Origin of the sequence: Rhodococcus sp. KBW08 (assembly GCF_003852455.1) — a bacterium.
Taxonomy (GTDB): domain Bacteria; phylum Actinomycetota; class Actinomycetes; order Mycobacteriales; family Mycobacteriaceae; genus Rhodococcus_F; species Rhodococcus_F baikonurensis.
Genome location: NZ_QAJJ01000004.1, coordinates 282,446 through 293,098, shown reverse-complemented (window position 1 = coordinate 293,098; position 10,653 = coordinate 282,446). Strand labels below are relative to the sequence as shown.

Sequence of the window (10,653 nt, the reverse complement as noted above, 5' to 3'; positions counted from 1 at the left end):
TCGCCAGGTCAGAGCACTGCGGTCGGTAAACTTCACGGAACCCAGTACCTCTCGGCCAGTTCTTCGACGATCGGATCGCCTTCCTCGGCCTGTTCCAACGCTTCGAGGTCGTCGTTGATCGACACCAACCGGGGATCGTCACCCTCAGCTTCCTGGATCGGGTGCCGACCGTCCTCGGCGAGTTGCCTCAGCAGCTTTTCCTTGACGCGGGCTTTCAACGAATCAGCCATACCGTCAGCATGTGCCGCTCGTGCCCAGTTGTCGAGACCTACTCGTCGTCCTTCTTGCCGAAGACACGTCGTGCCGTCGGAATCAGGATGATCAGCGCGCCGAGCAGAACGATGAGCGAAAAAACCTGCAGTGCCATGTCGACCTCTTACCGTCACGCCGGCGCGAGCCAGCTCCCCCACGGGGTGTTTCGAACAACCGTAAATGCAACGAGAACTCCGAGCACCACGATCGTCACAGTCGGCCGAAGCACGATCATGCGATCCCGCGTGCCTTTCCAACGGCGCACTGTCCAACCGATCCACGCGATCACCAAGACCGCGATAAACGGCACGATCAAGACATTGCTGGACACTGCGGCGCCAAGATCCAGATTAGTCAGGTCGTTGACCGCACGAAGGCCACCACACGCCGGGCACCACAATCCCGTCAACGCGTACATCGGACAAACGCCGTAACTACCCGCGCTGTGGGGATCACGGAAGTGGAGTACCGCGGCGGCCGTCACCGCCACTGCAGCAACTCCGACGGGTGCGGCCAACGCGCGTCGTCGACGTGCGACCGCTTCCAACTCCATGACACCCACTGTATGAGACCTCGGCAGCGACTAGCGCGCGCGAACGACTACCGACCGGACCACCATGTCGTGCCAGCACTGGTGCTTCGAGTCCCAGAGCGGCCAGAGGTAGTTGAGGAAGCAGGCGCCACCCAGGATCGCCATCATGATCCAACGAAGCAGCGCCATCACCGGGCCGAGAGGTACACCGTCGGACTCCCGAATCACCGAAATTCCCAGCCACTTCTTGCCGAGCGTCTGTCCGGTGTTCCCTTGCCTGAAGACGAGATTCCACACCTCGATCAAGAAGATCGCCAGTATTCCGACGACCATGACGATCACGCCGACCGGATTGCCGCCTTCCGCGCTCACGCTGCCGTCGTCGTATGTGGTCACTTCGGATCCGGAGAACGCGATCACCGCCCCGATGATCGCGAGGATGACACCCGGGAGCGGAACGACAAAGCCGTCGAGGATTGACGCGAGCACGCGAGAGATCCAGGTTGCGTACGGATAGGCGGGCGTCGGCGGCTGATAACCCTGCGGCGGCATCTGCCCGTACGGCGGTTGATTCTGCGATGGTTGGCCCGGTCCCCAGTTCTGATCCGACATCGAGGTCTCCCCTGTTCAGGCACGTGTTCGCCGAACTCAGGATAAACCGCACATACGCAAGAATTGAGAACTAACGACAAGAGCCCCACATCCGGATTTCCGGGTGTGGGGCTCTTGGCCGAGCTGCCTGAGAGAATCGAACTCTCGACCTTTTCATTACGAGTGAAATGCTCTACCGACTGAGCTAAGGCAGCGTGCCTTTCGGCGGTGGCGAGTCTATCTGGTCAACCCCCGGATCGCGAAAACGGGGGTCGGAAAGCGGCTCCGATGGAGGCAACCATCGCATCGAGCGCCCACTGCAACTTGACGTTGAAGTCGACAGCTTCGCGGCATTCGAGCACCGCTTCGATGCACTTGAGCAACCCCTCCGGGGACGTTCGGGCAGCGAGCTCGGCGGCCTGACGGGCCATGTCGGGATGGGTCGCCGTCGACGTCGAACCCAGTGAGTACGAAAGTGCATCCCTGTACATGCCGGCCAGATCGATCAGCGTCCGGTCGAGAAGATCACGGCGGGCCCGGGTGTCGCGCGATTTCTGACGCGCTTCGAGGTCCTTGATCAGACCAGCAGATCCGCGCAGAGTCCCTGCCGTTCCCTTGCCGGTACCACCGCCGCCCAAGGCGACCTTGAGTTCTTCGAGTTCCTGTTCCTTGAGCTCGGCGTAGAACGCCTTGGTGTCGGCCTCGATCGACTTCACCAAATTCTCTGCGGCCTTGTACGCCGTCGACGCCCCGATGGCGTCGGCAGCTAGCCGCAGCGAACGCTGACGCTCGTCCCGTGCGCTCTCGTCAGTGGCGAGACGCCGAGCCCGCCCGACATGTCCGCCGCTGATCGATGCGGCGATTCTCGCCCGCTCGGGATCCAGCCCGTCGCGGTCGATCAATACCTGAGCGATCGATTCGACGGACGGCGTCACCAACGGCATGTGCCGGCACCGCGAGCGCAAGGTGACAGACATGTCTTCGGGATCAGTCGTGGGCGCGCAGAGCAGGATGACCGTGCGGTCCGGCGGCTCCTCGACAACCTTCAGGAGGGCGTTGGCCGCGCCTTCGGTCAAACGATCGGCATCCTCGACCACGATGACCTGCCATCGCCCTGTCGTCGGCCGCCGGGAAGCGATGTTGACTATCTCGCGCATGCCTTTGACGCTGATGCTCAGTCCGTCGGGGATGATCCGTCGTACGTCACCGTGGGTGCCGCCCATCGTGGTCGTACACGCATGGCACTCGCCGCACCCTGGTGCACCGTCGGAGGTGCACTGCAGGGCCGCGGCGAAGCAGAGAGCGGCCACCGAACGACCTGAGCCGGGTGGCCCGGTGAAGAGCCACGCGTGAGTCATCTCCGAGCCGCTGGAATCGCCACGAGCCGACAGTGCGGCATCGCGCAGGCTCTGCTCGACGTCGTGCTGACCCACCAGCCGACCGAACACACCTCGTTCGGCCACTTCAGTACTCATGCAAAAACCCTAACCGTCGGCACCGACGAAGCCTTACGAGTCCTTCTTCGCCGGAGCCTTCTTGGCTGCTGCCTTCTTTGCCGGAGCCTTCTTGGCTGCAGTCTTCTTGGCAGCTGCCTTCTTTGCCGGGGCCTTCTTGGCCGCTGCCTTCTTCTTGACCGGGCCGCGAGCACGACGATCCGCCAGCAACTCCGACGCACGAGCATCGGAAATGGATTCGACGTCGTCGTCCTTACGAAGGCTGGCGTTGGTCTCGCCGTCGGTGACGTACGGACCGAAACGGCCGTCCTTGATCACCATCGGCTTCTCACTGACCGGATCGACACCCAGCTCACGCAACGGAGGCGTTGCCGACGCCTGACGTCCACGACGCTTCGGCTCGGCGTAGATCTTGAGTGCCTCGTCGAGCGTGACGGTGAACATCTGCTCTTCGTTGGCGAGCGAGCGCGAGTCCGTGCCCTTCTTCAGGTACGGACCGTATCGGCCGTTCTGCGCCGTGATCTCTTCCTTCGATTCGGGGTCGACACCGACGACGCGAGGAAGCGAGAGCAAACGGAGCGCATCTTCCAAGGTGATCGTCGCCAAGTCCATGGACTTGAGCAGCGATCCGGTCCGCGGCTTGGGACCCGCGACCTTCTTGGCAGCCTTCTTCGCCGGCGCCTTCTTGGCCGCGGCCTTCTTCACCGCAGTCTTGGTGCTGCCCGAAGTGATTTCCTCCGGCTCGGGAGCGGAGACGGGAACGATGTCCGGTTCCGGCTCGGCCGGCGGTTCGGGCAGGATTTCGGTCACGTAGGGGCCGAAGCGGCCTTCCTTCGCGACGATCTCGTGGCCCGTCAGGGGGTCGATGCCCAGCTTGCGACCCTCTTGAGGCGTCGAGAACAACTTCTCGGCGTACTCGGGAGTGAGCTCGTCCGGCGGCAGGTCGTCGGGAAGATTTGCCCGCTGCGAGATCAGATCGCCTTCGGGATCGTCCGGATTCTGAACCATGCGCTCGAGATACGGGCCGAAGCGGCCGACACGCACGTGAACCTCGCGGCCCTCGGCGTCGTCGAAGAGACGGATGGAGTTGACCTCGCGAGCGTCGATCTCCTCGAGGTTGACGCCGACCATCTTCTTCAGCCCGCCCTCGCGGGCCACCGAACCTTCAGCGCCTGTCTCGCCACCGAAGTAGAAGCTGCTCAGCCAGTTGCCACGCTGCTCACGGCCGCCGGCGATCGCGTCGAGGTCGTCTTCCATTCCGGCGGTGAAGTCGAAGTCGACCAGCCGGCCGAAGTGCACCTCGAGCAGTCCGATGACGGCAAACGCCACCCAGGACGGAACCAGCGCGCTGCCACGTTTGTAGACGTATCCGCGATCGAGGATGGTCTTGATGATCGACGAGTACGTCGAAGGACGGCCGATGCCGAGTTCTTCGAGCGTCTTGATCAGGCTGGCTTCTGTGTAGCGGGCGGGCGGGTTGGTGCTGTGCCCGTCCGGATCGAGCTTGGTGGCCGTGACTTCCTGACCCTTGACCAGTACCGGAAGCCTGGATTCGGCGTCGTCGGACTGACCGCCGGCCTCTTCGTCGACACTTTCGACGTAAGCCTTGAGGAAGCCGGCGAACACGATGGTGCGACCCGAAGCGGAGAACGTGCAGTCCTCGCCGGTACCTGCCGTGCCGGAGATGCGGAGCGTCAGCGTCGTACCGCGGGCGTCGGCCATCTGCGAAGCGACGGTCCGCTGCCAGATCAGTTCGTACAGCTTGAACTCGTCGGAATCGAGCTTGGAGTGCAGCTGACCCGGGGTCTGGAACACGTCGCCGGCGGGGCGGATCGCCTCGTGCGCTTCCTGCGCGTTCTTGACCTTGCGGGTGTACTGACGCGGCGTCGGATGCACGTATTCCGGACCGTACAGCTCGGTGGCCTGCGCACGAGCGGCTGCGATCGCCGACTCCGACAGCGTCGTCGAGTCGGTACGCATGTAGGTGATGTAGCCGTTTTCGTACAGACGCTGTGCGATGCGCATGGCGCGCTCGGACGTGAAACGAAGTTTGCGTCCGGCTTCCTGCTGGAGCGTCGACGTCATGAACGGCGGGTACGGCTTGCGGGTGTACGGCTTGTCCTCGGCGGAGGAAACCGTGAGGTCGACGCCTTGCAACGCCTCCGCGAGACGACGGGCATACGCCTCGTCGAGCACGGTGACCGCGCTGCCCTTGAGCTTTCCGTCAGCTCCGAAATCACGGCCGGAGGCGACACGCGAACCGTCGACGGAGACCAGGCGAGCACCGAAACTACGCGGGCTGGCCTCTGCACCGGCGTCGAGCGTCGCGGAAATGTCCCAGTACGACGCCGACTTGAATGCCATGCGCTCGCGTTCACGCTGGACGATGACGCGAGTGGCCACCGACTGGACGCGGCCGGCCGAGAGCTTCGGCATGACCTTCTTCCAGAGAACCGGGCTGACCTCGTAACCGTAGAGACGGTCGAGGATGCGGCGGGTTTCCTGAGCGTCGACGAGGTCGGTGTCGAGTTCGCGGGTGTCTTCGGCAGCAGCACGGATTGCCGGCTCGGTGATCTCGTGGAAGACCATTCGACGAACCGGAATCTTGGGCTTGAGAGTCTCGAGGAGATGCCAGGCGATTGCCTCGCCCTCGCGGTCGGGGTCAGTTGCGAGGAAGAGCTCGTCGGCGTCCTTCAACAGAGACTTGAGTTCGGCGACCTTGCCCTTCTTTTCCGGGCTCACGACATAGAGCGGCTCGAAGTCGTGATCGACGTTGACGCCCAGACGGGCCCACGACTCGCCCTTGTACTTGGCCGGAACATCCGCTGCGCCGCGCGGCAGGTCGCGAATGTGACCGACCGATGCCTCGACGACGTAGTCCTTACCGAGGTAGGGAGCGATTTTGCGCGCCTTGGTCGGTGACTCGACGATCACGAGGCGACGAGGGTTACCGGACGCTCCCTGACCGCTGCCGTTGTCCGCTTTAGCCACCTGCTGCCCGAGCCTTCCTTTGGACGTTCACTGCCGTCGGCAGATCTTCAGAACTAGACGTGTGGAGCAAGTTATACCCCGTGTCTCTCTTTACAGAGTGACATACCCGCAAGACATTCGTGCAGATCAGTACAGTATGGGCTCCGTCGGACACGCGGCATGAGCACCGTCAGACGTGTGGCATGAGCACCGTCAGACGTGTGGCCAGGCGACCGAAGTGTCGACGTGTTTCGGCGCCTCACCGAGGTATTCGACGAGCTTTGTCAGTCTCTTCTTTCCCGACACACGGAGCCCCGGGCCCGGTGTCCGGTTACCCAGTTGGGTCGGCGCGATACCCACTCGCATCAAGGCCTGAGCGAGCGGTGCGTGCGTCTCCTTGGCATGGGGGTCGAGGCCGAACACGAATCGCTCGCCCCCTTCTTCGAGCCGGCCGGCCGCGACGGCCCACACCCGGAGTTGGCGGGAGTTCGGTACCCAACCGACCGGCACCGCCTTCACTGCTCCCTTGGTCCACTGCACGGACAGCGGAAGGAGCGCGGGGGTCGACTGAGTTCGGACGAGTGGGCTGCCTTCTTCGCTGCGCGTCACCTCGGCCCCGAGTCCGCACTGCGCGATCAACTCCGCAACGGCCTGCGCCCTCCAGTCCCGATCCACGACGATCGAGATCCGGGCGCGGTCCTCCGAGGTCACGACCTGACCTGGTCCGGCCAGCATTCCGGCGAGGTCCGTCACGGCAGGTGGAATCGACTCGGCAGAGAAAAAGGACAGTTGGCTCACAGAGTGAAACGTAAGCCACGAAGGCAGTGACGGCATAGACGACCGGCCGTGGTCGAACCGCTGCGTGTATTACATCGGACAGAGAAAGTACTGAATCAGCCCGAAAAGATTTGTCCCCCACCGCACGGGTGCGATGGGGGACAAATACTGTCCGAACTAATCGCTCAGCGAGTGAGCGGAAAAATCAGACCGCGCGAACGCCGGTAGCCTGGGGACCCTTGGTGCCCTGGCCGACCTCGAACTCCACACGCTGGTTCTCCTCGAGGGTACGGAAGCCGTTGCCCTGAATTTCGGAGTAGTGAACGAAGACGTCTGCGGAACCGTCTTCGGGAGCGATGAAGCCGAAGCCCTTTTCAGCGTTGAACCACTTCACAGTGCCCTGTGCCATGCTTTTCCTTCTCTTTCTAACACCGGATTCGGTGAACAGCCCTTACAGTCCACCGGGCCGGTTCCGACCGCTGTACGTCTTTATTTCCCCCTCAGGAAAGGCAGAGCACCGCGCCCGCAACAACGATCCTGCGAGCGTGCACTTTCTCAAGCCTACGAACACAGAAGCTGCGACCGATTGTCAGTCAACCATGTTCTCCGCGTGCACAACAGTCGAAAAGCGAACTAAAAACGTTAAAAGTTCGCTACGAGAAAAACAGCCCACGATCGTGGTTTCCCGCTTGCGCGCCGACCACCCGGTTCCACCAAGACCATCAGCCGTTGCGTATCATCAAAACTGCAGGTAGCGACAGTTTCCGATTGCCGCCACACCCCAACGCCGAGCCCGGAGAGTCACGTGAACGCACCTTCCCCGATCCCCGCCCCGGGAGGGAAGCCTGGCGAGACCTACGGGCAGATGCTGCTCGATCGCGTCGTCGCCGGGGTCAGTGGAAGCGAAAAACCACTGATGTTCACCGCGCAGTTGCCTGCTCGCGTAGCCGAGTTCACCGAATGGCCGGAGTGGGTGCACCCCAGCGTCGTCCGCGCGCTCGCGGAGCACAGCGTGCGGTCCCCGTGGATCCACCAGAGTGAGGCCGCCGACCTCGCGTACGAGGGAAAACACGTGGTCGTGGCCACCGGAACGGCGTCGGGTAAGTCACTGGCATACCAACTCCCGGTGCTGACGGCCATGGCGACCGATCCGCTCGCAACTGCCCTGTACCTCTCTCCCACCAAAGCGCTGGGCTCGGATCAACTGCGAGCAGTGCTGTCCCTCACCGACTTCGACGTCGAACTTCGCAGCACGAACGCCAGTGCGTACGACGGCGACACCTCGCAGGAACTCCGCACCTGGGCACGCGAGAACTCACGCTGGCTCTTCACCAACCCCGACATGATCCACATTTCGCTGCTCCGCACCCATCAGCGATGGGCGCACTTCTTCCGCAACCTGAAATACGTGATCATCGACGAATGCCACTCCTACAGGGGAGTCTTCGGGTCCAACGTCGCGCTCGTGATCCGGCGACTACGCAGAATTGCAGCCCGTTACGGCGCCGAACCTACCTTCATCCTGGCCAGCGCGACCACAGCAGATCCCGGCGCGGCGGCCTCGCGGCTCATAGGCGCACACTGCACCGAGGTCACGGAAGACGGATCGCCGCACGGCCCACGCACCGTCGCACTGTGGGAGCCGCCGCTACTCGAGGCATTGACCGGCGAAAACGGTAGCCCGGTACGACGTCCCGCGGGCGCGGAAGCAGCCCGGATCATGGCGGACCTCATGATCGAAGGCGCCCGTACTCTCACCTTCGTCCGCTCCCGCCGCGGCGCCGAACTGACCGCGATGGCCGCCAAACGTCTACTCGCCGAGGTGGACCCGGACCTCGCCGAGCGAGTCGCGTCGTATCGCGCCGGATATCTGGCCGAGGACCGTCGCGAACTGGAAGCTGCACTCGCCGACGGCACACTGCTGGGCGCAGCCACCACCAACGCACTGGAGCTCGGCGTCGACATCGCGGGCCTCGACGCCGTTGTCGTGGCGGGCTTCCCGGGCACCGTCGCCTCGTTCTGGCAGCAAGCCGGTCGCTCGGGGCGACGCGGCGAGGGTTCACTCGTCGTGTTGATCGCACGCGACGATCCACTCGACACCTACCTCGTTCACCATCCGTCGGCGGTACTGGACAAACCCGTCGAGGCGACGGTGACAGATCCCGGAAATCCGTACGTCCTGGGCCCACAACTGCTCTGTGCTGCAATGGAACTCCCACTCTCCGATGCCGAGGTGGACGCATTCGGCGCTCTCGAGGTTCTCACCAGAGTGTCGGAGGAAGGCAAGATCCGGCGCCGAAAGCACGGATGGTTCGTCACCGCCGATTCGAACCCCCACGGCTCTCTGGACATTCGCGGCGGTATCGGAACTCAGGTGGCCATTGTCGACGGTGAATCCGGCCGGATGCTGGGCACTGTCGACGCGGGCCGCGCACCGGCAACAGTCCATCCCGGCGCCGTGCACATCCATCAAGGCGAGACCTACGTCGTCGACGAACTGGACCTCGACGTCGGACTCGCATTGGTACACACCGAGAATCCGGACTGGACCACCTCGGCTCGCGAGACCACCGAAATCACGATCACCGAACAACTCGAGCACAAGAACTACGGCGACATCGCCGTCGCTCTCGTTCAGGTCGAGGTGACACATCAAGTCGTCGGGTACCTACGACGGTTGACTTCGGGTGAAGTCCTCGACTCGATCGAACTCGACATGCCCGCACACACTTTGCCCACCAGGGCAGTGATGTACACGGTCACACCGGAACTGCTCGAATCCATCGGGGTGCCGCCCGAGCGGTTCCCCGGATCATTACATGCCGCCGAACATGCCGCGATCGGTCTGCTGCCGCTGGTGGCGATCTGCGACCGCGGAGACATCGGCGGAGTATCGACGGCGATGCACGCGGACACCGGACTCCCGACGGTCTTCGTCTACGACGGTCATGCCGGCGGCGCCGGGTTCGCCGACCGGGGGCACAGCGAACTGTCACGATGGCTCACCGCGACGCGCGACGCCATACTGTCCTGCGAGTGCGCTCACGGATGCCCGTCCTGCGTCTATTCACCCAAGTGCGGCAACGGAAACGACCCACTCGACAAAGACGGCGCGGTCAAGGTTCTGACCGCCGTCATCGATACGATCAGCTGAGACGCGATCAGCCGACCGGACCCGCACGGGCGTAAGCCTGCGCATCACTGATCCCGAAGCCCGACAACAACACCGGTGCGCGTATCTCGACCACTACATCCCACCCCTGCACCTCACACTCCGCGAGCACCGTACGCATACGCTCCGCGATCGCCGCGGACATCTCACACGCCGCGTCGTCACCGCCGTCCAAAGCGCCCGCGCCGCCGAGAGCCGACAGATCAGCGGCCGATTGCGCCGTGTGCCGGGCCACCACCGCGGACCCGACATGCAACATCCCACCAGTCACCATCACGATCGCTGCCAGAACGCAGCACGCCAGAACCGTGGCAACACCTTCGTCCTCACGTAGGTTCACCCCTCTTCCACCCCTGACTCCACAGCTGCCACCGCCTCGGAAGAAATGTCGACCAACGGCAGCAACGTACTCTCGGCGCTGACAACGGCTACGGCAAAGCCGTCCACGATCTCCACCGAGATCGACGCATCTTCGGGTGCGATCCGACGGGCCGTGGCAACCGCAGACTCACGATCACCACGTGCCACCAACCGCGCGGCCTCACGAGCGGCGTCGACACACCGAACCTGCATCGACACCGCGAGGACACCACCGATACACAGCACGACCACCGTGACGATGGAAGCCAGAGCAATCGCGGCCTCCACCGTCACGGCGCCGTCGTCGGCGTGCCGAATACCTCTCGTGGACAACATCACACAGCTGTCTTGAGCGTCTTGTCGATAATGCCTGTCAGTGCCGAGACAATGGAGTCGCCGGTGACAACCGTGTACAGGACGGCACCGAATGCGGCGGCCGCAATCGTGCCGATCGCGTACTCCGCGGTGGACATGCCGTCGTCCTCCGTTATCAACAGCGCAAATCTGGCCGACACCGTCCTGAGCGTCTTCGAAATCATTTCTCC

Annotated in this window: 11 protein-coding genes and 1 tRNA gene; 1 reads left to right on the top strand and 11 read right to left on the bottom strand. The window is 63.4% G+C overall.

Annotated features, from left to right (window positions below; translation table 11 throughout):
- Positions 1-32: 32 nt before the first annotated feature.
- The 8 genes from DBV08_RS05585 to DBV08_RS05550 form a co-directional block, all read right to left on the bottom strand.
- Complete coding sequence (locus DBV08_RS05585; RefSeq protein ID WP_003946112.1) at positions 33-230, bottom strand: hypothetical protein; 198 nt, start codon at positions 228-230, stop codon at positions 33-35.
- 152 nt (positions 231-382) lie between these two features.
- Positions 383-805 (bottom strand): DUF2752 domain-containing protein, encoded by a 423-nt coding sequence (locus tag DBV08_RS05580; RefSeq protein WP_124566771.1) that lies wholly within the window; start codon positions 803-805, stop codon positions 383-385.
- 30 nt (positions 806-835) lie between these two features.
- Positions 836-1,396 (bottom strand): RDD family protein, encoded by a 561-nt coding sequence (locus tag DBV08_RS05575; protein ID WP_124566770.1) that lies wholly within the window; start codon positions 1,394-1,396, stop codon positions 836-838.
- Between the two features lie 121 nt (positions 1,397-1,517).
- Positions 1,518-1,590, bottom strand: a tRNA-Thr gene (locus DBV08_RS05570).
- Positions 1,591-1,620: 30 nt separating this feature from the next.
- Positions 1,621-2,850, bottom strand: a complete 1,230-nt coding sequence (locus tag DBV08_RS05565; RefSeq protein WP_095973514.1) for a DNA polymerase III subunit delta' — start codon at positions 2,848-2,850, stop codon at positions 1,621-1,623.
- A gap of 33 nt (positions 2,851-2,883) precedes the next feature.
- On the bottom strand, positions 2,884-5,820 hold the full coding sequence (topA, locus tag DBV08_RS05560) for a type I DNA topoisomerase (RefSeq protein WP_124566769.1): 2,937 nt from the start codon (positions 5,818-5,820) through the stop codon (positions 2,884-2,886).
- A gap of 192 nt (positions 5,821-6,012) precedes the next feature.
- On the bottom strand, positions 6,013-6,597 hold the full coding sequence (locus tag DBV08_RS05555; RefSeq protein ID WP_003946106.1) for a hypothetical protein: 585 nt from the start codon (positions 6,595-6,597) through the stop codon (positions 6,013-6,015).
- A 184-nt stretch (positions 6,598-6,781) separates the two neighbouring features.
- Positions 6,782-6,985: a cold-shock protein gene (locus DBV08_RS05550; RefSeq protein ID WP_003946117.1), complete on the bottom strand. Its 204-nt coding sequence runs from the start codon at positions 6,983-6,985 to the stop codon at positions 6,782-6,784.
- A gap of 456 nt (positions 6,986-7,441) precedes the next feature.
- Between DBV08_RS05550 and DBV08_RS05545 the strand changes: the two genes are divergently transcribed.
- The gene (locus DBV08_RS05545) at positions 7,442-9,730 is read left to right on the top strand and encodes a DEAD/DEAH box helicase (protein WP_124566785.1); all 2,289 of its coding nucleotides are present in this window, start codon (positions 7,442-7,444) and stop codon (positions 9,728-9,730) included.
- A 7-nt stretch (positions 9,731-9,737) separates the two neighbouring features.
- On the opposite strand, the gene DBV08_RS05540 is transcribed toward DBV08_RS05545, so the two are convergent.
- Genes DBV08_RS05540 through DBV08_RS05530 form a run of 3 tightly spaced genes read right to left on the bottom strand, consistent with a single transcriptional unit; the run spans position 9,738 to position 10,647 of the window.
- Entirely contained in the window at positions 9,738-10,088 is a 351-nt protein-coding gene (locus DBV08_RS05540; RefSeq protein ID WP_124566768.1) for an Rv3654c family TadE-like protein, read from the bottom strand.
- Positions 10,085-10,444 carry a TadE family type IV pilus minor pilin gene (locus tag DBV08_RS05535; protein ID WP_124566767.1) on the bottom strand — a complete coding sequence of 120 codons (360 nt, stop codon included), beginning with the start codon at positions 10,442-10,444 and terminating at the stop codon, positions 10,085-10,087. The genes DBV08_RS05540 and DBV08_RS05535 overlap by 4 nt, the downstream gene beginning before the upstream one ends.
- A complete protein-coding gene (locus DBV08_RS05530; RefSeq protein ID WP_124566766.1) occupies positions 10,444-10,647 on the bottom strand; it encodes a DUF4244 domain-containing protein in 204 nt (67 codons plus the stop codon). Before DBV08_RS05530 ends, DBV08_RS05535 begins: the two co-directional genes overlap by 1 nt.
- Positions 10,648-10,653: the final 6 nt, after the last annotated feature.

Coding starts and splice junctions, on each gene's coding strand:
- DBV08_RS05530 (WP_124566766.1), bottom strand. CDS start 10,647: ATGATTTCGAAGACGCTCAGGACGGTGTCGGCCAGATTTGCGCTGTTG.
- DBV08_RS05545 (WP_124566785.1), top strand. CDS start 7,442: ATGCTGCTCGATCGCGTCGTCGCCGGGGTCAGTGGAAGCGAAAAACCA.
- DBV08_RS05585 (WP_003946112.1), bottom strand. CDS start 230: ATGGCTGATTCGTTGAAAGCCCGCGTCAAGGAAAAGCTGCTGAGGCAA.
- DBV08_RS05550 (WP_003946117.1), bottom strand. CDS start 6,985: ATGGCACAGGGCACTGTGAAGTGGTTCAACGCTGAAAAGGGCTTCGGC.
- DBV08_RS05565 (WP_095973514.1), bottom strand. CDS start 2,850: ATGAGTACTGAAGTGGCCGAACGAGGTGTGTTCGGTCGGCTGGTGGGT.
- DBV08_RS05535 (WP_124566767.1), bottom strand. CDS start 10,444: ATGTTGTCCACGAGAGGTATTCGGCACGCCGACGACGGCGCCGTGACG.
- DBV08_RS05575 (WP_124566770.1), bottom strand. CDS start 1,396: ATGTCGGATCAGAACTGGGGACCGGGCCAACCATCGCAGAATCAACCG.
- DBV08_RS05580 (WP_124566771.1), bottom strand. CDS start 805: ATGGAGTTGGAAGCGGTCGCACGTCGACGACGCGCGTTGGCCGCACCC.